This is a genomic window from Embleya sp. AB8 (assembly GCF_049739465.1).
GTDB lineage: Bacteria > Actinomycetota > Actinomycetes > Streptomycetales > Streptomycetaceae > Embleya.
Genome location: NZ_JBMHHY010000025.1, coordinates 69,357 through 89,057 on the forward strand (window position 1 = coordinate 69,357; position 19,701 = coordinate 89,057).

Consider the following 19,701-nt stretch of genomic DNA (forward strand, 5'->3'; position numbering starts at 1 on the left):
AAGGCTTACGCGGTCGACTATCACGACGGCGTACGGTTGATCACCGAGGTCGCCAAGGTCACCGAGGTCACCGAGGTCACCGAGGTCACCAAGGAGGTGGAACAGCACCGTGACGTCGAACGGCACTGGCAGGAGCTGTGCTTCAGCATGACCACCTACACCGCAGGTGGAGTGGCGACCAAGCTCGACTTAAAGCTCGCCGACATCATCGATGCGATCGTCAAGGGCTAACGCGCCGTAGCATCAACCCACCTTGCGGTTGCCGGACCAGGCCGGAGCCGGACAACCGGATCCCCCACCCCGAGGTGGTGGCGGCAACAGAAGCCGCAGAGCGCACACCGGGTCACGTACCCCGGCCGTGTGCACCGGCTGCCGGTCACGGGCGCCGTAGTACCACGCCGACGGCACGGATCAGCAGATCCGAGACCCGCGCGAACCGGACGTCACCATCCACACCGGATCCACACCGGCGGTCCCCAATGGCCGCGACCGCCGACCTTCGCACCGAGCTGCTGCCCGAGAGCGTCCATGCCGAGTTCGAGACGGAGTTCGCGAACACCCTCGACCACACCCGCGAAACCGGCCGCCTCCACCCAACTCGCCAGAGAGCGTCCCGGACGCCAGCGTCGCCTCATGCTCCGCCGACCCGGCAACTACAACCGCGTCATGAAACGCGCCGCCCGCCTGCTCGCCGGCGCCTCGCCAAGACGACGCAAGCCTTCGGCCCACTTGGGCGGCACGGTCTACCGCATGCCGTCCGGTGTCCAGCGAAGGGTCATGTCGGGCAGGTTCTCCATGTTGCGATCACCGTCGTTGGTGTCGAAGACGGTGAAACCGTGGCGCTCATAGAACGCGCGGGCATCGGTGTTCCGCTGAAAGACGTGCAGGGACACCCCATCGGGGCTGTGCCGCCTGATCTCGTCGAGCAGTAGCGTGCCGATTCCCTGCCGACGGGCGTCCGGGCGCAGATAGAGGTGTTCGAGCATGCCGCCGTCAAGAGCCGCGTAGCCGATGACCTCCAGATCACGCACGGCGACCCAGGTACGACATTGCCTGAGCACGACGTCCTGGACCCAACGGGTCACCTGCTCGTGATTGTGCTTCTGCGAGGGCAGATAGGGCATGGTCGCCGACCGAGAGGTCATGTGGATGCTCGCGATCACGGCCGCATCCGCCTCCTCCGCAAATCGGATCCGAGTCTTGCCGTCGTCACTCATGCCGGGAACCTACAAGGCATGCAAGGACTCGATCCAGCGGTTAACCCGGTTAACGTTGCCGGTCACAGCACTCGCCTGGAAATCGACGCTCCCCGCGCAGACGGAGAGCCCTGGAAAGGTTGGGGTAGACGGCAAGGAAGCAAGCTCCGTACGAGTCCACCGCCCGGCACGGCAGCGCTGCCCGCCAACCGACGAAGTATCAACAGCGAGCCGAGGCCACGCCCGAACAGATTCGGACGATAGTGCGCCGACTCCGGGCCGGCGCTACCGCCGCAGACACCGCTGCGCGGCAGCCATGCCGTGGCGCCCACTTACGCCCTCGCCGAGACCAACAAGCCCATCGGCTCCCGGCTTGTACCCGCAAGACGAGAAGTGGGTCCGCTCACCGGCTCCGTCACACGACCTGGGCTCCGGGCGCGATGGCGCTCGGCCAGACCGACCGGCCTCACTCACGAGGAGACGCGCAGGCGGCCCAGCTCGATGCGCCGATGGTCGTGCCGGGGCCAATCCGGATCTCGCCGCGTCCCAGAGGACGCGAAGGGGTGATCGATGGCTGAGGTGCAGCGGGGCACGGTTCATCCCCACGCGGGTGGGGACTTCATCCCAAAGAGGTTGACGGAGGAGACGACGTCCGGTTCACCCCCACACGGGTGGGGACTTCGCAAGCTGGTCACGGTGTTGTTGGCACAGGGCCGGTCCACCCCCACGCGGGTGGGGATTTCGACGCGCTCGAGTGCATCGAAAACCTGCTCACCGGTTCACCCCCACGCAGGTGGGGACTTCACTTGCTGACCTGCGGGGTTCTAGGGGGCTTTGCCAACCTATGATGCAATGAGGTGCACTGCGGCAAGGTTCTTGCCTAATTCGCCGTGGGCAGCGCGCAGGCTGATTGCTAGGGCATTCTGCATTCAGGTCGCCTCCTCCCCGACAACAGCACAGGTTGCGTTCATAGTCCATGGCCGATCTTCGTTTGCCGAGAAGTGGTGCCGAATTGGAGACGACTGTCGCATCGTTGAAGAGGTCCGGCCATCGGCTCGACAGCTTGTCGCCTACCTGCAACCTCGCGACGGTCTGGGTCGGTCGGGGCGTGCGGTGTTGGCATGGGGCGGCGATGGATTGCCCGATTTGCTCCGGCTCCGACGGGCGATCGGGCTGTTCGAGGTTCTGGTTGATCGCTCGGCGGAGGCGATTGGTGGCTTGTTGAGGAGTGCTTCGACGTGGGACGTCATCTGGCGGCCCTGCGACCTTTGACCAAGCGGGTTGTGACCAGACTGAGTGGCGGGATCAGCCTGGTTGATGTCGACCGCGAACATCTTGAGGTCGCCTACCCCCAACCGGTCCGGCCACCCGCTGCTACATGCCGAAGAGCGACGGTAGTGCGCTCGGCGGCCTTGGTGAACTCACCTGATGCCAGCCTCAGTTCATTGACCAGTCCCGGTTGCCTCGGATCCAGGCGCCCATTCCTCGGATGTAGCGGGTCAGGCGTGGGTCTCCCTCCTCTGCCAGGGGCTTGGCCAGAGCCGTGAAGCGGTGCATTCGGGAGTTGTACATGCCGACCGCCTTGTCGAGGGTCTCGGACAAGGGGCGGTCGAGGTGGTCGGCGAGCACCGTGATCAGGTTTGTGTGGCCGGGCCAGTACAGTTCGCGCATCCCGGAGAGGATGTCGTGTGTGTCCGCGATAGCGCGTGCCGCGGCCGGTTCGCAGCGGCGTACCTCGGGGCGGGCCCAGAGTAGGCCCGGGAGGTAGCAGTCGTCGGCCAGTTCGATGATGACGAAGCACACGCCGCGCATCAGAATCGTGGATTCGCGGAGGCGGAGGTACTGGCCGAGGTCCGGGGTGATGCCCCTGGCCCGGTAGATCACCCCCGCTGCCACCGCGCCCAGGTAGCAATGAAGCCGTCGGCGAATCGCTCCACCTGTTCCTGAGTATTGCTCGGACGACGCCGGGGATTGCGTGATCCGGGTGTGCAACACCCGTTGGGACCACAGGATGTGTTCGGCCAGATCCTCGATCCGGTCCTGGGCGGGGGCCAGTTCGGAGAAGCGGTCGTCCTGGAGGAACAGCCACACCATCAGCTGGGCCGCCAGCACCGCACCTGAAAGGTTGTCGTGCGGATAGGTCAGCGCGCCGAGTTCGCCGAACTGGGCCGCTCGGGCGGCGAGTTCCTCGGCGAGTGAGGTGATGTAGCCGAACCGCCGCATCAAGTCGACGGTTGCTCGCTCACCTCCTCGGCCTCCGGGTGGCAGGCCGGTGCGATCGGGGCACCACGCGTCGGGTGCGGTGAGCCCCGCCGCCGGATGGTGCGGGTGCGGCTCAGTCGGCGGCGGGAGTTGGATGGACGACCGGGCAGTGGAGTGTGGTGGGTTCACCTGCGACCTCCTTGTGCCCTTGGGTCCCCGTCCCTGCCCCCATCCCCGCCCCCGCCCCCGTCCGCGTGCGGGCCTGGCGCGGCTCGATCGTGAGCGTCAGCGGGACCGGGGAGAGCGTCATGCGCAGGAGCGGCTTGGGATCGGGCGCGCCTGGATGCGCGCCAGGCGCAGCGCAGACATGATGCCGGCGGCCGGCGTGGCCTCGGTGGGGCCGTACGCATCGCCGATGCGCTTTCGCGTACCGGAGCCGAACGGGATGAACACCTCGCGCTGCGCCTGCGTCACGCGGCCGGGCAAACACCGTTCCGGGTCGAAGAGTTGCGGGTCGGGGAAGACGTCCGGGTCCCGGTGCAGGTAGTACGGGCTGAACATCACCTCGTCGCCGGGGACAGGGATACCCCGTCCAGGACCACGGGTTGGGTGACCTGGCGGCTGACTACGGACACCGACAGGTACAGGCACAGCGTCTCGGTCAGCACCCGGCCCAGGTGCGGCAGGCGCGGGATGTCGTCGTAGGCGGGGGTGCGGCCGGCCACCAGTACGGCGTCCAGTTCGGCGTGCAGGCGTTGCTCCAGTGGGCCGTTCGCGGACAGTACGCGGAACGTCCAGGCCAACAGGTCGGCCGTGGCCGGGATGCCGCCGATCATCAGGGTGGCGATCTGGTCGCATACCTCGTCGTCGGTGAACGCCCGGCCGTGCTCGTCCTGCGGGGACATGATCGTGGACAGGCCATCGCTGAGGTCGGCGCCGTGTTCGCGGTAGGCGGCCCACCATCCGCTCGATCAGCGTGCGGGCCTTGAGTCGGGCCTGCTCGAAGCGGTGGTTGGCGGGCAGTGGCGCGCGCGGTGTACCAGGCGGACCGGGATGACCATCTGCCACCACATGCCGGGCATCAGGACGGTGTACGCCTCTTCGATCTCGACGGTCAGCTCGGCCTGGGCCGGGTCGGCGAACAGGGTACGGGTACGGGTCAGCGCACGGCAGGCGGGTCGGCGCATCTCTCGCCATACATCGATATACGTTGATATACATCGATCACTCGGCCGGGCTGCCAGGAGGCGACGGCCTCTTGGACGCAGCCGACCATGGCGCCGGTGTACGAGACGATCCGCGGTTGGCGGAACGCCTGGTTCATCAGCGGCCGTTGGTAGCGATGGTCGGCCGCGGCGCAGGTGCCCGGGCCGTCGCCGATCAGGGTGCGGGCGGTGTCGACGAACGGGCCGCCCTTGTGGAGGGTGTGCTGCCCGGTGACCAGGACGCGGCGGACCGGGTCGGGGCGGGTGATCAGGTGGATGAGTTTAAGGCCGAGGAGCAACCGCACCACCGGGGCGAGCGCGTGCTGTTCGAGGAGGAACGACATCGGATCGCGCCACATCGGCGCGTATGGCCGACGATCGGGAGCACCTTGCCGGCCATGGGCGGGGTGAGGGTGGACATGGGTCCGTGGCGCCTTTCGTTCTCGGTTCTGCCTGCGTTCTCGGTTCTTCTTTCGTTCTCGGCTCTTCTTGGTTCACAGGTGCTCGTTCACAGGTGCGCAGGGCTCACGAAGGCACGGGTTCACCTTCCCCTGGGGAGTAGCGGGGGCATCGGCCCCGCGCCTGTCCTTGCATACGTGATCGAGGAGGTCGCCGTCGAACGTCCGCTGCTGCCGAAGGTGGTGGGTCGGCTGCCGCTGCCGCATGTATGTCGCGGGGACGAGGCGATGGCCCGGATGCGTACGGTGGTCGACGAGGCGGTGACGGCGTGCCGGGCGCGTCCTCCGGTGGGCGAAGGCGACGTGGTGGCCTACCTGTTGGCGGCCCGCGACCCGGACACGAGTGAGCCGCCGAGCGAGGACCTGGTGTGCGACGAGGTGATCGCGATGTTGATCGGCGGGGCGGGCAACGTACCGACCACGCCGGCCTGGGCGTGGTACCGCTTGGCCCTGCGTCCCGGCACGGCGCGGCGCGGCGGACCGGATGTTGGCGGAGATCGGCGAACTGGGCCGCAGCGCGCCGACGTTGGGGGATCTGGCGAAGCTGCCCTATACGAGGGCGGTGATGTACGAGGCGATGCGGCTGCACTCGGTGCAGTTGGTGACTCAACGCACCACGGCGGCAGTGGAGTTGGGCGGGGTGATGTTGCCAAGCGGACGGACACGGCGTACAGCCGGCATGCGCTGCATACCGACCCGCGCTTCTGCCGACGCCCGGAGGCGTTCTCCCCGGAGCGGTGGTTGGCGGGGAGTGGGTGGGAGCCGGGACGGTATGGGTTCGTTCGTGCCGTTCGGCGGGCCCGGTTCAAGTGCATCGGCGACAACTTCGCGATCGCGAAGATGCTGGCGACGCTGGTGGCGGTCGGCCAACGCCGGCACTTCCGGCAGCCAGCGGACGCCGCGCAGGTGGCGTCTCGGTCCGGGAGCCGATCGCGAGCCAGACGGAATTGCGGCTGATCCAAGAGCCGGTGGGCGCGGGGCGGAGAGCGCGGGGCGGAGAGCGCGGGATGAGGCCGAGGCCGGGCCGGCGACTACAGCGGGATGTACGACAGCGAGGGCGAATCCGCCTCGCCAAGCTCGGCGACGCTCACCGTCGCGGAATCGAATCCACCACCACGCGCGTCATCGACGGAGGCCTCCACAGCCACGGATCCACGGAGGTACGCGGCAAAAGCAAACCGTGACGGCAAGGAGGTACCCGTGGCCGGCGCGATCCTCCTGTACGAGGTCGGCGTCGGCGTACTCGTCACGTCCGTACCGCGTGCCGTGGCGGTCCGACCGCACCGTCGGACCGCACTGTCGGACCGCCGACTGTTTCACTATTCGGATGCCATTTCTCGCGATGTGGGCTGCTCGTTTATCCTCTTACCCTCCTGACCTGGTCATTTCCCGACCGAGTGAGAGGTAACGACACATGATCGAGGCAACGGCACTTCCGACGCCCTGGCAGGTCAAGTTCCGGACCGACGAGAACGAGGGCCTCGCCGACACCCTCAAGGGCGGCGTCGGTGGTTCGGCCGGGATGCGACCGCACGAGCTGCTGGAGGCATCGCTCGCCACGTGTATGGCCATCTCCGCGCGAATGGCACTGGCGGATCTGGGTGTCGACGGTGCCGAGGTGAGCGTGCGGGTGCATCTGGAGCGCGGGGAATCGACAACCGGATTCCGGTACGAACTCCTTCTCGACCCAGCCCTCGAGACCCACCGGGACGCGGTCCTGGAGCGCATCGAACGCTCGCCCGTACGCTCGACCCTGAGCAAACAACTGACCTTCGAGCCGGCCTGAGCGAAGGCGAGGCGATGCGCGAGGCGATGGGCAAGTCGATGCGCGAGGCGCCGGGCGAGGCGAAGTAGCCCTGCGGGCGACGCCGGTCCGGTCCGGTCCGTTCGGTCCGGTCGGGTATTGGACCCACCCGGGCCGGCCGTCGCCACAACCGCACTGCCCAGTGCTATTCGCCGTGCGATCGGTCGGCAGGTTCCTGGTCGTGTACCTCGTCGAGGAAGGTGCGCATCGCGGCGAGCCATTCCTTCGGGCGTTCGACGAAGGGTAGGTGGCCGGATTCGAGGGTGGTGAGTCGGGATTCCGGTATGCCATCGGCGAGTTGGTGGTGGTGGTACGGCGTGGCCAGTTGGTCGAGCGTGGTCGAGATGACGAGGGTGGGCACCCGTACCGCCGGCAAGTCCGCGCGTACGTCCAGGAGTTCGGCGAGTGCGACGTGGTCTGCGGTGCCGGGTGGGACCGTGGTGGCGGCGTCGTTGAGCAGTGCGTCGAGTGCGGCCTGGTCGAGGGCATCGAGTACGGGGGCGCTGACGCCGATCAGGGCGAGGAACGCGGCGATCCGGTCGGGATCCTGGTCCATGGCCTGCAAGTGGCCGAGCCAGGCGCGGGCGGCGAGCCGCAGGCGTGGGTTCTGGGCGGCGAATCCGGCGGTCAGGACGAGGGCCCGGACACGATCCGGATGCCGGGTGGTCGCGCGGATCGCGAGCGGTACGCCCATCGAGTAGGCCGCGATCGCGAACGTATCCAGGCCCTCCTCGACGGCGGTCGCCACGAGCTGGTCGGCGAGGATGTCCGGGTCGAGGGGTTCGGTCGCGCGTGGCGTGCCGCCGGTGCCGGGGTAGTCGGGGCCGACGACGGTGTACCGCTCGGCGAGGCCGTCGAGAACGGGGCCGAAGTTGGGCGCAATGCCGCCGCCTGCGCCGTGCGCGAGAAGCAGCCCGGGTCGGGTGCGTCCGCCTTCGCCTCCGCCTCCGCCTCCGCCTCGGACGATGCGGGCGAGTGGAGATACGGGTAGGGGGTGGGTCGTGGTCGTGATCATGGTCGTACTCCGTTACCGGGGTGTGTGATGGGTGTGTCGTGGGATGTGTGCTGGGGTGTGTGTTGCGGATACCGGGATCGGGCGGCGGCGGCCAGTGCCGGCAGCAGTGCGGCGAGGGTGACGAGGGCTCCGAGCCAGGCCAGATCGGACAGTTCGAGGCCGCTGTCGAGGGACCGGCCGCCGATGGACGCACCGCTCGCGATGCCGAGGTTGAAGGCCGAGGCGCTGACGGCGGTGACCAGGGTTGGCGCGCCGGGGGCGGCGTCCAGGGCGCGTTCTTGAAGTAGCGGGATCAGTACGGCGGAGGCAGCGCCGAGTACGAACATCGCGCCGACGGTGGTCGGTTGGGTATGGATCGCGCCGGCGAACAGGGCCAGCGTCGCCGCGAGGGCGAGAATCGCGGCGCACAGCGCGCGGGCGGGACCTCGGTCGGCGAATCGGCCGCCGAGGGCGTTGCCGAGCAGCGCGCCCGCGCCGAATACGGCGAGCAGCACCGATACGCCGGCGGCGCCGAAGCCGGCCGGGCCGCGGAGCAGTGGGCCGATGAAGGTATAGGCGGTGAACAGCCCGGCCTGGGCGAGCACCGTGGCGGCCAGAATCAGGCCGACGCGCGGGCGCAGCAGCGCACGTACCTCGGCACGCGGCGCGGGCGGCGCAGGTGGTCGGGGTGGGCGGACCAGTACCGCCGCGGCGACGGCGACCAGCAGGCCGCAGGCGGCGATGGCCCAGAAGGTGGTGCGCCAGCCGTACCGATCACCGATCCAGGTACCCAGCGGCGCGCCCAGCACCGAGGCCAGGTTCCACCCCGACGCGACCGCTGCCACCGCACGTCCGCGCTGCCCGACGGGCGCGGCGCCGACGGCGGCGACCAACGCGACGGCGAAGGTCGTACTGTGCGTCAGCGCCGTGCCGACCCGCGCGGCGAGCAGCGCGTCGTAGCCGGTGGCGAGTGCCGCTGCCGCGTTGCCTGCCGTGAATGCGACCAACAGGCCGATCAGGACGCGGCGTTGGGGCAGGCGGAGGAGGGCGACGGTGACGAGTGGGCCGGCGATGGTGACGGTGAGCGCGTACCAGCCGACGAGCGATCCGGTGGTGGAGACGGGTCGGTCGAGATCGGCGGCTAGTTCGGGGACGAGTCCGGTCATCACGTACTCGGCCGTGCCGACCACGAACACACACGCGGTGAGCACGGCCAGCGCGGCGTGGGGGTTGCGTCGCCCGGGCAAGCGGCGGCGGGTCGGCGGGACCGCGGTGGTGGAGGTAGGGGTCGTCGTCGTGCTCATGGTCGCGACGGTAATGTCTGACATTGGTGTCAGAGTCAAGCGCGAGGTGACGTGAGGTGAGGGAGAGGTGAGGTGCACATGACGATGCGGATGGGCGAGATGGCCCGCCGGACGGGCGTCAGCGAGCGACTGCTGCGCTACTACGAGGCCCAGGGACTGCTGACGCCGGCACGGCTGCCGAGCGGCTACCGCGAGTACGCCGAGGCCGACGTGGCCACGGTCCGCCGCATCCGCACGCTGCTCAACGCGGGCCTGTCCACGACGGTGATCGCCCAGGTACTGCCGTGCGTGCGGGACGACGGCCCGCGACTGATCCCGACCTGCTCCGACCTGGTAACCCAGCTACGCAACGAGCGGGCCCGGATCGACGCGGCGATCGAGGACTTGGCGACGTCGCGGGCGTTGCTGGATGAGGTGATCACGGGGGCGGGGGTGTAGGTGGGCTGGGCGCGGGGGTTGCTGGTGGCGGGCGGCCCCCACGGGCATGGGGAGCTCGATCGTGCCCGTCGTCGCCAGCAGTTCGAACGCGGTTCAGCCCCACCCACGTGGGGAGTTCCATGTCGGCGACGAGTGGTTTCACATCACGCTCGGTTCAGCCCCACCCGCGTGGGGAGTTCACCGCGATGAACCTCGGCTCGATCGGCGTGGGCGGTTCAGCCCCACCCGCGTGGGGAGTTCGGAGCGCAGCAGCTCCAGCTTGGTGAGGTAGGACGGTTCAGCCCCACCCGCGTGGGGAGTTCCCTCGCCGACCTGCACGTTTCTGGCGGCCTTACTGATCTGTGATCCAGCAGAGCCGATTGCGGCAAGAACCTGGCCTAAATCACGATAGCCCGAACCAGGCCGATGGATGGACGGACCTCTCGGCACCGTTCGCATCGTCTGTTCGCCGGGCCTGTGAGACGCCCCGGTCATGACGGCGCCCGCCAGAGGACTCGCACGCCCATGCAACCGCACGCCCACGCAACCCCACGGCCGCGCAGCCGCGCAGCCGCGCAGGTGGCAGGGATGGACCCGAACGGCAATCATCCCGAAGTTGCTTTGTTTTAGGGCGAGTTTGATCGGTAGCCAAGCCCAAGTGGGTCCAGCGGACCAGTTGTCGCTACGGATGTCGAGGGATGTGGGGTCCGCCCGGCGGCGGTGACGATGGACGTGTCGATGGCTCCGTCGGCATACCCCGTGAATATCCCCGAAATCCCCGAAACCCCTGAAGGGAGACGCGTGTGCGTACCCGCACCGTGGCTCGCAATGTGACCTGCGCCGTGGCGACCTCGTTGTGCCTTGCCGTCGTCGCCGTTCCGATGGCCGCCGCCGGCGAGGTCGTGGCCGGCGCCGATGACGCGAACAGCGTTTCGGCTTCGGCCTCCTCCCGGCCTCGACCGGAGGCCCCCGCCTGGCAAAAGGCACTCGGCGGCCTGACCGACGCCAAGGCCGTGTCGGCCATCGCCGCCGTACACGACGCCAACGGCACCTGGCGCGGCGGCGCCGGAGTGTCCGATCGCGCGACGGGCGCGCCCGTACACGCGGACGGCCGCTTCCGCATCGGCAGCGTGACCAAGACCTTCGTCGCAACGACCGTGCTTCAGCTCGCCGGTGAGGGCCGACTCGGTCTGAACGACCCGGTGGCCCGCCACCTCCCCGGCCTGCTGCCGAAGGTCAAGGGCAAGGATTCGACCATCACCGTACGCCAGTTGCTGAACCAGACCTCCGGCCTGTGGGACCCCACCAACGAACCCGGCGGCATCTTCCCCGACCTCGACGACCCCACGGTCTTCCGCACCTGGGCCGCCCGGGGCGGCCTCAACCGGACGTACACCCCGAAGCAACTCGTCACCGCAGCCGTCGGCGACCCGAAGGTACCCGGCTCCGGTCACGCACCGTACTTCGAGCCGGGCGCCGGATGGGCCTACTCCAACACCAACTACACCATCGCCGGCATGCTCATCGAAAAGGTGACCGGCCACCCGTACGCCCAGGAAATCGACCGCCGCATCCTGCGCCCACTCGGCATGCAACGCACCTCGTTCCCCGGCACCTCCACGCGCATCCCCGGCATCCACGCCAAGTCCTACTGGTACCTGGGCCCCGACGCGATGGACGTAACCGAACACAACCCCTCCTGGGGCGGCGCGGCCGGCGAGATGATCTCCACCACGGACGACCTGCTCCGCTTCAACCGAGCGCTGCTGAACGGTCGCCTGCTCCGACCCACCGAGATGCGGGAGATGCAGACGACAACCGCAATCGGCCCGCAACCGGGCGGCGCGCGCTACGGGATGGGTCTGGCCAGACTCCCCCTGTCCTGCACCACGGTGTGGGGCCACAACGGCGGAATCTTCGGCTACAGCACCCAACTCTGGGGCAACACCGACAAGCAACTCTCGGTCTCCTACACCCCGTTCGGCGCCGCCGCCGAACAAGACGCCCAATCCCAGGCCAACACAGCCCTGATGGAACAGGTCTTCTGCGGCAAGTAGCCACAACCCAGCCGACCCACGACGGCGGCGCCTTCGTCTACACACGAACCGTGGCCTCGGCACCGGACACATGGGTACTACAGGCTGCCACCGCAGTTCGTACGGAATGCGATGAATCGTTACTGCATAAGCCTCAGCCGCGTAGGGTCAAGGGCGGTGTCCCGGACCGCAACCACACAAACATGACGTCAACCAGCCTTGGTCGCACGCTTGGAAAGCGTGTTGGGTTCACCCCCTCACGAGTTCGAATCTTCTATCCTCCGCCAGCCTGAACAGGCAAGACGAAGGCCCCGACCGTTCTGCGGTCGGGGCCTTCGTCGTTGAGGGTTGCTGTTGCCTCGATCAGGTGGCGGGAAGCCGCTGGTCCGGGTGGGTTCAGGGCAGTCTGCTGATCTTGTCGACGGCGCGCTGGCAGAGCAGGCGCGGTCGGTCGGCAGAGCCACATATTTGCCGAATGCGAGTCACCGACATCGGCATGCCCGCCGGCATCACCACCCGCCCGCAAGACGACGCGGGGACCCCGTGCCGGCGATCGCGCCCTGGGAGGACGGAGTCTTCACAGTTTGCGAGCACCAGCGTGGGCCATGTGTTCCTTTGTGTCGCCGAATGTCGATGCACGATCTGCGGCCGGGAGATGCAGCCTGGGCCGGTTTGGCGGGTCGTCAATGGAAGCGAAGCGGAAATGATCAATGCTGTCCTTGGCCTCGGCAAGCAGTTCCTCGCTGCGCTCCTTCAGCCGGCCTGAATGATGGCGCGGATCCCGTCCCGCAGCGTTGGATGCAGAGTACGGATCGCGTAAGCCGCGAAACACCAGCCAACAGCTCCGCTGTCTGCCGCCCGCAAGGCTTCCAGTGCGACAATCGCGCATTCGGAGTCGGAGACGCTGCGGATGATGCGGGTGACCCGGTCCCGGAGTGGCCGCCGGTTGTGGCGATAGGCGAACTCCGGCAGCATCCGCACCGCGTGTCGCAGGACCGTCGGGTCTCCAGAGACATTGATCGCCTTGCGGCACGCGTCCACGAGGGACTCGCTGTAGTCGAGGTCGAACATCCCCCCGGCGAGGTGAGCGCAGTACCCCTCGAAAATCTCCCGGAAGCCGGCGGGGTCCTTATCCCAGACCAGACGCATCGAGTTGTCGGACATGCCGGTGATAACCCGGGTGACGTCGAGGAAGTCGTCGGCGTGGACGGTTCGGGCCCAGGCGATGAGTTCGTCGACGGCGGCGGGGTCGGGGAACGGTGACGCGAACCGCTGGATGAGCAGCTTCGCGATGTTGTCCCCGGGCTGCCAATCGGGGGCCAGGCTGATCAGAGCGGAATCGACGGCCGCCATGAAGTCCTGAACAGATGTGTAGCGTTCGCTGAGCGGGCCGGTGGCCCGCCGGATTGCCGGCCGGAACGGGCTGTCGGGCAGGTCGTCGCTCGAATGGGGCCATTCACCGGTCAGGAGGTGCTGCAGCATCTTGCCCAGGGAGAAGATGTCGGCGCGTTGGTCCGCCGTTTTGGCTTTGTCCCACTGCTCCGGCGCAGCGTAAGCCGGAGTGCCGAACCCTTTCCCGGAAGCCGTGAGCGCAGCGGACTTGCGTTCCAGTTCGCGGGCAAGTCCGAAATCACTGATGGCCCACCGGCCGTCCCCGGTCTTCAGCACATTGTTCGACGACAGGTCCCGATGTAGGACACCTGCCTTGTGGACGTAGGCGAGCGCCTCACAAATCTGACGCATCACATCGGTGACAGTGGTTGGATCTCCTTGGAGGTCACCGACGGCCTGGGTGAGGTTTCCGTGCGCCAAGGGCATGGCGTACCAGATCTCATTGCTTTCGGTCGTTTGGCCGTAGGCCAACACCTGGATGATGTTGGGGTGGGACAGACGCGTGAGAATCCGCAGCTCACGGTCGAACCGTCGCATCGCCACGTCGTCGATCTCGTCGGCCTGCCGATGGATCTTGACTGCGGCCGGGCGCCTGGACTGGAGGTCGGTCGCCTCGTGGACGTCGGCGAATCCGCCGCGGCCGAGGAGTTTCCCCGTGAGTTCGAATCGTCCTCCGAACACGCGCGCGGCATCAGCCGCAGCCGACGGTCGGGCAATTCCGTCGCCGTTCACAACGCCCCCTTGTGTTTGAACTCATCCAGTCCATAGTTGGTGCAGGGTGTCCTGGCCGGCGGTTTCCTCCGTCGGTCATCCCCGCACCGTCGGCAACGGCGCCAAGGTCAGCAGACCGCATCCGTAGGCCTTCGCCGGCCCGATCCCCGACAGCAGGGCCCGCTCCAGCAGCTCTGTGTCGGTGACCACCATCCGGCCTTCGATGGTCGCCGTCGTCAGCACCACCGGCCGGCCGGCTCCTTCCTTTCTGAACGACTCCCGGGACCGTGCCAGCACCCGCAGGTCCCGAGGAAGGTCGTCGGCCTCCGGTTGCGCGCCTTCTTCCAGGACCACGTCGGCCGCGCCGCTGAGTGGTACGTCGAAGCCCCATCCGTCGGTCCTTTTGATGAACCAGCCGACCTGTGCTCCGGCCGTGCGATGTCCGATCCGGAAGGACCGCTCCCTGGTCCGGTCCGGCTGGGCTTGCCTCTTCGCTGTCTGGACCGTGGACCAGGTGACCGGGTTGCACGTGTTCTGTACGGGGTTGACGGTCGTGCGGAAGGCGAATTCGCGGCCGACTGTCAGTCGCTCCAGCAGTGGCGCGTAGGCGCGGACGACGGCGTGGTCCCCGTCGGCCTGCGGCCAGCCGGCGGTCTCCACCGCATGGCTCCAGTCCGGCCGGGACGGGGTCAGGGCCAGCAGGAACGGCCGGCGGGGGTTGTCCGCGTCCAGCCGCCACAGCACCCGCCCGCCCATCTGGTCCGCGGGGACCGCGCCCAGGACTACCGCCCGTGCCACCCGCGGACTGGACACGATCTTCCGGCCTTCGGCACGGAGCGGGTTGATCCGGATCCGGGAGAGATAAGTCATCGACGTCACCAGCCCAACAGTGCGAACGGATCGTGTGTATGGAGGCCTGACGGCCGGTCGTCGGGTTCGTAGAATCCCGTGGGGACACTGATCCAGCCGTGCCGCACCCGCCGAGTCCGGAATGTCCGCCGCAACGGATCGAACGACACCGGAACGTCGTGCAGCACGTCGTCCCCGGCCACGTCGTCCACGGTGACGGCCAGACTGATGTATTCCATCCGGTCCCGCCGTTTCCCGTACGCCGTCAGCACGGACCCGGACACCTGCCAGGGTTCGCTGTGCAGGGCTTCTTCCAGTCCGGCGGCCCGCAGCCCCAGGCAGAGCGGCTGTGCCGGGACACACGCCCGGCGGCCCAGCGCGAGCGGAAAGGCGGGACGGCGTACGGCTGTCTCCAGCGTTTCCATCAGCTCCCGCGGACCGTGAACAGCAGCAAGGAACACTGCGTCCTGGAGGTAGAAACGCTCGGTGACATGAGTGCGCTTGACCGGCGATGTGGGTTTCTGGGTCCCTTTGGCCGACACCCCGCTCTGCAGCAGCGCCCTCCCCCGAAAGTCGCTGACCGTGTGGTAGTCCCGCAGCAGGCTGCCAGGCTGGTCGACGCGGACACCCAGCGACAGGTCCCCCAGATCGCTCAGGTCCGCCTCGCGCTCGCGGCCGCAAGCGGCGGCCAGCAGGCCCAATACGCCCGACTTCGTCGGCCGGGCACCGGTCTCCCGTCGGTTGAACGAACTCCGATCGCCCCACGACTGCAGCGGGCCCGCCAGACGCAGCAGCAGCGTCGCGCCGGTCATCGCGGGCCCTTCGGCCACACTGCGAACGTCACGCCGGCCAGCAGGCCGGGGAAGGTCGGGGAGGTGGTGAACGCCTCGGCCAAGCCATGCGCGGCGGGGCTTTTCTCATCGAAGGTGTGGAACACCGCCGTGTGCAGTGGCGTATCGCCCCACCCGTCAACCGATGTGCTGTACTCCTGGGCCAGGCGCAGCGCCGACGTCTGTGCCAGCCCCTCCTCGGAGGCGACCGCGTACTCGAACGCGGTCACCAGGTTGACGGGCTGGTCGCCCCGGACGACGACCGCGACCAGGTGCGGGAGTGTCTGGTGGGCGAAGGAGTTCTGGTAGCCGGAAGGAACCGACCGGGCGAAGTCTTCGATGAACCCGGCGACGGCCGCCACCGCCTGGTCCTGGTCGCCAAGGTTCTTCTCCAACTGGGGGACGTTGACCGTGGCGTAGCGGTAGAGGGTCGCGGCGTTGAAACCGACGCGACCGATCATGCCGGCGCCGGTTTCGTCGGCGGTGTTCTCGTCATCGACTGCGGTGAAGTAGTCGAACTCCGGGTCGACGGCGTGGGTGGAGACGGCGTGGGCCACCTGGACGGCGGCGTCGACGTTGAGGGAGGCGATGTCGGCGACCATCCGGCCGAACAGGGCGACGTCGACCGGGTGCCCGGTGGCCAGTTCGGCTTTGATGTCGACGGACTTCAGTGCCTCGGTGAGTTCGGTGTCCGGCAGCAGGGTCAGGTCTGCGGCCCGGCCGGCGACCTTGTCGATGATGGCGTCGAGCTGGTTGTAGCCGAAAAAGAGCAGGTAGGCGGTGTCGCCCGCCTTTTTCCCGGGCTTGATGCCCAGCGGGACGAGCAGGGCGTTGGCCAGGCGCTGAGCGGGCTCGGCCTCCAGTCCGGCGCGGGTCTGCAGCCGTTCGGCCAGGCGGGCGGCAATCGTCTTGGTCCGGGTGCCGTGCTGCTCCTTGGGGGTCCGTCCGGCGAAGCGTTTGCGGGTGGCGCGCTTCCACGCCTGGGAGGACACCCGGGACCGCCGGACTCCTCCGTACATGCTCTCTTTCGGGTTGCCGTTGTCGTCGCGGTTGAGGTTGGCCGGCGGCACGGTCTGCAGAACGTGCACGTCGACGTACAAACGCTCGTCGGTCATGGGTGTCTCCCAACGCAGGGTCACACAGGGCGGGGTGCGGGTCAGACGCCGGTTTTCCGGGCGAGGTAGTCCAGGCCCCAGCGGCGGCGGACCCGGTCGCGGCCGTCGGCGGACTCGAACCGCAGGAGGTCGTACAGGAGACCGTCGTAGTCCACGGGTTCGCCGATCCCGCGCAGCTGGGTCACCAGTCCTTCGAGCCGGATCCGGAAGGCGGTGACCGTGGTGGAACCGACCGCCGCGTTGACCTGGTCGTCCAGGCTCTCGGGGTTGGTGCGGTAGCGGTCACCGGCCCGCAGGGCCATCAAGGCGCTGCCCATCGATGCCCCTCGCCGGTGCATGGAGGAGGTCTGGGACTGCTGGTGCATGCCGTACAGCGCCAGGGCCCGGAACTCCGCGCGCTGCAGCGCCGTCATCTCCCCGCGCCGCGCCGACCAGTCGTCCACCGGTGTTGAGATGAAACGCCACAGGCGGAAGACCGTGCCCGGTTCCCGGGCCGGCCCGCTGCGGCACAGCGCAAGTTCCTCTCCGGGGGGCGGCTTGGGCAGGCCGGTCGCCGGATCCCTGCGCCACGCGTCGTCGCCGGCCATGTAGCGGATCCAGTACCGCGGCCGCTTGCGCTGACCGCTGTCGGGCTTCCAGCCGAGGTAGTCCAGGCCCCAGCGGCGGCGGACCTGGTCGCGGCCGTCGGCGGACTCGAACCGCACCAGGTCGTCCAAGAGCACGTCGTAGTCCACGGGTTCGCCGATCCCCTGCAGTTGGGTCAGCAGCCCTTCGACCCGGGTCCGGAAGGCCGTGACGGTGGTGGACTCCACGGCCGCCCCCACCTGGTCGTCCAGGCTGTTGGGCTGCACGTCCGGACCTTGGGGTTCGTCCGGGTCCCGGCGGTACCGGTCGCCGGCCCGCAGGGTCCGCAGGGCGCTGCCCATCGACGTACCCGACCGGTGCATCGGGGAGGTCTGGGACTGCTGGTGCATGCCGTACAGCGCCAGGGCCCGGAACTCCGCGCGCTGCAGCACCGTCATCTGGTCTCGCTGGGCCAGCCGGTCGTCCACCGGTGCGGAGATGAAATTCCACATCCCGTGCACGGCCCCCGGTTCGCGGGCCAGTCCCGCACGGAACAGGGCGAGATCCTGTCCGGGCGGCGCGGCCCGCACCCCGGTCACGGGGTGTTCGCGCCAGTTCCCTTCGCCGTCCACGTGGCGGACCCAGTACCGCAGTCTCTTCGGGCTGCCTTCGGTCATGACCCCGCCCCCGTCCCGTTCCGTGCCTCCCGGCGGACCTCCGCCGCCAGGCTGAGGATCGTGTTGACCCGGATCCGGAACGCCCGCTCCGCGGTGCCCTGCCGGTAGCGGCGGCCGCCGGCGGTCCGTCCCAGGAAGGCGGTGGCCGGAGTCTGGGAAATCAACGCGTCCGCCAGCCGGTGGGCGATGAGGTAGGCGGTCTGCTCCCAGGCCAGGAGTCCCCGAGTCAGCGTCGCCTGGTCCTCACCGGTCTGCTGGACCCCGCACAGCAGGCGGCGCACCGGGAGGTCGAGCGCATGCAGCAACTGGTCCCCCGGACGCTGTCCACGGTCCCAGGGGATGGGGTCGCCGCCAGCGGCCCGCCGCAGATCGGCGGACAGGGTGTTGACCGCCTTGGCCAGGTTGTCGGCGCGCTCCGCTGCGCCCAGGACCGTCCGGTACGCCCCGGTGGACGGGTCGAGTGCGGCGACCGGCAGCGGAATGGTGTCGCAGAAGATGTTGTCCACCACCGACGACTGGGTGCCGTACGTGATCCCGGTCAGGTGCACCTGCAGCGGGTAGCCCGTCGGGAGCCGGGTGCGCAGGTCGCGCAACTGCACCAGGAGCCTGCTGCTCGCGGTCTTCTCCCCGTCCGGTTCCCCGCCGGTACCAGCCAGCAGCGCCTTCATGCCCCGCCAGCCGTTCTGCCCCGGCTGGTGCCGCCGCGGCCGCTGCGGCGGGGTCTTCTTCGGTTCCAGGTTCCAGGTGGTGTGCGGCTCGAGGTCGGGGAGCACGGCCATCCGGTCACCGGCGGCGACGATCACGCGTTCGACCCGCACCCCGTCTGGAGTCTGCACCGGAACCAGGCGGACCCGACGGGCCTGCCACGTCCACAGGTCGAGCAGACCGGCCGCACTGCGGACCTGCCAGCGCGGGGAACCGGCGAATCCGGCGTGGCCGGCACTGCGGTGCCACTGTGGTACGTCGCTCTCCGGGCCGGCGCCGACGGGCAGGTTGAGCAGGAGTGTTTCGTATAGGGTCCGCCCTACTGGCAGGACCACACCCAGCTGCCCCAAAGGCCCGGTTGGGTTCGCCATTGTCTTCCCGGCTTTGACCCGCGGGTCCCCGACGACCCCCGTTTTGATCGCGGCGGTGTCCCAGCAGTGGGTGTGCAGCAGCCAGCGGGCCGCCTGCGCCGGGGTCAGGGAGAGCACGTCCCCCTCCGTACGGTTGGAGAATAGGGGGACGTTGTTGCCGCTCGACTCGGTGGCGACCATGAGTACCGCGCTTTTGGTGTCGCCCTTGCCCGTCCGCAGCCCCGCGACCTGGGCGAACGGCCTGTCCTGACTGAACAGGTCGAAGGAGTCGCGGTGTTCGTCCAGATAGGCGCCCAAGCGCGCACATTCGGCCTCGGAGAACCGGCCCTGCCCGAAGCGCCGGAGCCAGTCCTGCCCGTCCGCCGGACGTCCGAGCGCGGCCGCAACCACCGGCAGCAGGACCTGCCGCAGGATCGCGGGGACCTGGGTGGGGATGTCCGTGTCCAGACCGCCGAAGTCCTGCGCCCGGGTCAGTGCCTCCCGCACCGAGCATTCGCGGGAGCGGGCCCCGTCGGTGGACCACAGCGGCACCCAGGGATCGTCAGCGAGATCAAAACGCGGCATGCGGAATCCGTTCAACTGGCCGTCTTTGAGCCGAGTGCACCATGGGAAACGTATCCGCATTCCGCCGAACTCCACCTGTCCTTCAGGAAGTTCGAGTAAAGTCAGGGATTCGGCCACAGGCATGTGGTACGTCCTGTTCTCCCGCGGGGATGGCTCCTGGCCGTCTTTGACGCCGCACCCGGGCACCGCCTCGGCCCCGCCATCGCAGGAAGCACCCGCACCGACTGCCTCCGCACCCCGCCGGCCACAGTGCAGTGACGGTCATCATCGTGGTGGTCCTGGTCTTGGCCTCCGCACCGGCGGTGGC

19 protein-coding genes are annotated in these 19,701 nt (G+C 68.6%); 5 read left to right on the forward strand and 14 right to left on the reverse strand.

From position 1 onward, the window contains the following. Positions 1 to 36 precede the first annotated feature (36 nt). A complete protein-coding gene (locus tag ABIA38_RS32710; RefSeq protein WP_424642523.1) occupies positions 37 to 231 on the forward strand; it encodes a 4a-hydroxytetrahydrobiopterin dehydratase in 195 nt (64 codons plus the stop codon). A 512-nt stretch (positions 232 to 743) separates the two neighbouring features. On the opposite strand, the gene ABIA38_RS32715 is transcribed toward ABIA38_RS32710, so the two are convergent. The 6 genes from ABIA38_RS32715 to ABIA38_RS32740 form a co-directional block, all read right to left on the reverse strand. After that, positions 744 to 1,217: an N-acetyltransferase family protein gene (locus tag ABIA38_RS32715; protein WP_424642524.1), complete on the reverse strand. Its 474-nt coding sequence runs from the start codon at positions 1,215 to 1,217 to the stop codon at positions 744 to 746. Positions 1,218 to 2,633: 1,416 nt separating this feature from the next. Further along, complete coding sequence (locus tag ABIA38_RS32720; protein ID WP_424642525.1) at positions 2,634 to 3,419, reverse strand: terpene synthase family protein; 786 nt, start codon at positions 3,417 to 3,419, stop codon at positions 2,634 to 2,636. A gap of 285 nt (positions 3,420 to 3,704) precedes the next feature. Further along, on the reverse strand, positions 3,705 to 3,959 hold the full coding sequence (locus tag ABIA38_RS32725; protein ID WP_424642526.1) for a cytochrome P450: 255 nt from the start codon (positions 3,957 to 3,959) through the stop codon (positions 3,705 to 3,707). Then, the gene (locus ABIA38_RS32730) at positions 3,959 to 4,315 is read right to left on the reverse strand and encodes a cytochrome P450 (protein WP_424642603.1); all 357 of its coding nucleotides are present in this window, start codon (positions 4,313 to 4,315) and stop codon (positions 3,959 to 3,961) included. The genes ABIA38_RS32725 and ABIA38_RS32730 overlap by 1 nt, the downstream gene beginning before the upstream one ends. A gap of 54 nt (positions 4,316 to 4,369) precedes the next feature. Further along, complete coding sequence (locus ABIA38_RS32735) at positions 4,370 to 4,585, reverse strand: hypothetical protein (RefSeq protein WP_424642527.1); 216 nt, start codon at positions 4,583 to 4,585, stop codon at positions 4,370 to 4,372. After that, entirely contained in the window at positions 4,558 to 4,947 is a 390-nt protein-coding gene (locus ABIA38_RS32740) for a hypothetical protein (protein ID WP_424642528.1), read from the reverse strand. Before ABIA38_RS32740 ends, ABIA38_RS32735 begins: the two co-directional genes overlap by 28 nt. Positions 4,948 to 5,545: 598 nt before the next feature. On the opposite strand from ABIA38_RS32740, the gene ABIA38_RS32745 reads away from it, so the two are divergent. Next, complete coding sequence (locus ABIA38_RS32745) at positions 5,546 to 6,469, forward strand: cytochrome P450 (RefSeq protein ID WP_424642529.1); 924 nt, start codon at positions 5,546 to 5,548, stop codon at positions 6,467 to 6,469. Between the two features lie 6 nt (positions 6,470 to 6,475). Then, positions 6,476 to 6,847, forward strand: a complete 372-nt coding sequence (locus tag ABIA38_RS32750; protein ID WP_424642530.1) for an OsmC family protein — start codon at positions 6,476 to 6,478, stop codon at positions 6,845 to 6,847. Between the two features lie 163 nt (positions 6,848 to 7,010). On the opposite strand, the gene ABIA38_RS32755 is transcribed toward ABIA38_RS32750, so the two are convergent. Beyond that, a complete protein-coding gene (locus tag ABIA38_RS32755) occupies positions 7,011 to 7,880 on the reverse strand; it encodes an alpha/beta fold hydrolase (RefSeq protein ID WP_424642531.1) in 870 nt (289 codons plus the stop codon). Next, positions 7,877 to 9,163 (reverse strand): MFS transporter, encoded by a 1,287-nt coding sequence (locus tag ABIA38_RS32760; protein ID WP_424642532.1) that lies wholly within the window; start codon positions 9,161 to 9,163, stop codon positions 7,877 to 7,879. Before ABIA38_RS32760 ends, ABIA38_RS32755 begins: the two co-directional genes overlap by 4 nt. Before the next feature lie 84 nt (positions 9,164 to 9,247). Between ABIA38_RS32760 and ABIA38_RS32765 the strand changes: the two genes are divergently transcribed. After that, positions 9,248 to 9,601, forward strand: coding sequence for a MerR family transcriptional regulator (locus tag ABIA38_RS32765; protein ID WP_424642604.1), 354 nt, complete (start codon positions 9,248 to 9,250; stop codon positions 9,599 to 9,601). Between the two features lie 782 nt (positions 9,602 to 10,383). Next, complete coding sequence (locus ABIA38_RS32770) at positions 10,384 to 11,637, forward strand: serine hydrolase domain-containing protein (RefSeq protein WP_424642533.1); 1,254 nt, start codon at positions 10,384 to 10,386, stop codon at positions 11,635 to 11,637. 732 nt (positions 11,638 to 12,369) lie between these two features. Here the strand turns inward: ABIA38_RS32770 and ABIA38_RS32775 are convergent. The 6 genes from ABIA38_RS32775 to casA form a co-directional block, all read right to left on the reverse strand. After that, positions 12,370 to 13,740, reverse strand: a complete 1,371-nt coding sequence (locus tag ABIA38_RS32775; RefSeq protein ID WP_424642534.1) for a serine/threonine-protein kinase — start codon at positions 13,738 to 13,740, stop codon at positions 12,370 to 12,372. Positions 13,741 to 13,815: 75 nt separating this feature from the next. Next, positions 13,816 to 14,589 (reverse strand): type I-E CRISPR-associated protein Cas6/Cse3/CasE, encoded by a 774-nt coding sequence (gene cas6e / locus ABIA38_RS32780; RefSeq protein ID WP_424642605.1) that lies wholly within the window; start codon positions 14,587 to 14,589, stop codon positions 13,816 to 13,818. A 5-nt stretch (positions 14,590 to 14,594) separates the two neighbouring features. Continuing rightward, entirely contained in the window at positions 14,595 to 15,380 is a 786-nt protein-coding gene (gene cas5e / locus ABIA38_RS32785) for a type I-E CRISPR-associated protein Cas5/CasD (RefSeq protein ID WP_424642535.1), read from the reverse strand. Then, positions 15,377 to 16,513 (reverse strand): type I-E CRISPR-associated protein Cas7/Cse4/CasC, encoded by a 1,137-nt coding sequence (gene cas7e / locus ABIA38_RS32790; protein ID WP_424642536.1) that lies wholly within the window; start codon positions 16,511 to 16,513, stop codon positions 15,377 to 15,379. The genes cas5e and cas7e overlap by 4 nt, the downstream gene beginning before the upstream one ends. A 41-nt stretch (positions 16,514 to 16,554) precedes the next feature. Then, positions 16,555 to 17,754 (reverse strand): type I-E CRISPR-associated protein Cse2/CasB, encoded by a 1,200-nt coding sequence (gene casB / locus ABIA38_RS32795; protein ID WP_424642537.1) that lies wholly within the window; start codon positions 17,752 to 17,754, stop codon positions 16,555 to 16,557. Then, positions 17,751 to 19,454, reverse strand: a complete 1,704-nt coding sequence (casA, locus tag ABIA38_RS32800; protein WP_424642538.1) for a type I-E CRISPR-associated protein Cse1/CasA — start codon at positions 19,452 to 19,454, stop codon at positions 17,751 to 17,753. The genes casB and casA overlap by 4 nt, the downstream gene beginning before the upstream one ends. Positions 19,455 to 19,701 lie beyond the last annotated feature (247 nt).

Bases quoted from the DNA above. Each gene is read 5' to 3' on its own strand.
- ABIA38_RS32715 (WP_424642524.1), bottom strand. From the start codon at position 1,217: ATGAGTGACGACGGCAAGACTCGGATCCGATTTGCGGAGGAGGCGGAT.
- ABIA38_RS32720 (WP_424642525.1), bottom strand. From the start codon at position 3,419: ATGCGGCGGTTCGGCTACATCACCTCACTCGCCGAGGAACTCGCCGCC.
- ABIA38_RS32725 (WP_424642526.1), bottom strand. From the start codon at position 3,959: ATGTTCAGCCCGTACTACCTGCACCGGGACCCGGACGTCTTCCCCGAC.
- ABIA38_RS32735 (WP_424642527.1), bottom strand. From the start codon at position 4,585: ATGCGCCGACCCGCCTGCCGTGCGCTGACCCGTACCCGTACCCTGTTC.
- ABIA38_RS32740 (WP_424642528.1), bottom strand. From the start codon at position 4,947: ATGTCGTTCCTCCTCGAACAGCACGCGCTCGCCCCGGTGGTGCGGTTG.
- ABIA38_RS32745 (WP_424642529.1), top strand. From the start codon at position 5,546: ATGTTGGCGGAGATCGGCGAACTGGGCCGCAGCGCGCCGACGTTGGGG.
- ABIA38_RS32750 (WP_424642530.1), top strand. From the start codon at position 6,476: ATGATCGAGGCAACGGCACTTCCGACGCCCTGGCAGGTCAAGTTCCGG.
- ABIA38_RS32755 (WP_424642531.1), bottom strand. From the start codon at position 7,880: ATGATCACGACCACGACCCACCCCCTACCCGTATCTCCACTCGCCCGC.
- ABIA38_RS32760 (WP_424642532.1), bottom strand. From the start codon at position 9,163: ATGAGCACGACGACGACCCCTACCTCCACCACCGCGGTCCCGCCGACC.
- ABIA38_RS32765 (WP_424642604.1), top strand. From the start codon at position 9,248: ATGCGGATGGGCGAGATGGCCCGCCGGACGGGCGTCAGCGAGCGACTG.
- cas6e (WP_424642605.1), bottom strand. From the start codon at position 14,589: ATGACTTATCTCTCCCGGATCCGGATCAACCCGCTCCGTGCCGAAGGC.
- cas5e (WP_424642535.1), bottom strand. From the start codon at position 15,380: ATGACCGGCGCGACGCTGCTGCTGCGTCTGGCGGGCCCGCTGCAGTCG.
- cas7e (WP_424642536.1), bottom strand. From the start codon at position 16,513: ATGACCGACGAGCGTTTGTACGTCGACGTGCACGTTCTGCAGACCGTG.
- casB (WP_424642537.1), bottom strand. From the start codon at position 17,754: ATGACCGAAGGCAGCCCGAAGAGACTGCGGTACTGGGTCCGCCACGTG.
- casA (WP_424642538.1), bottom strand. From the start codon at position 19,454: ATGCGGATACGTTTCCCATGGTGCACTCGGCTCAAAGACGGCCAGTTG.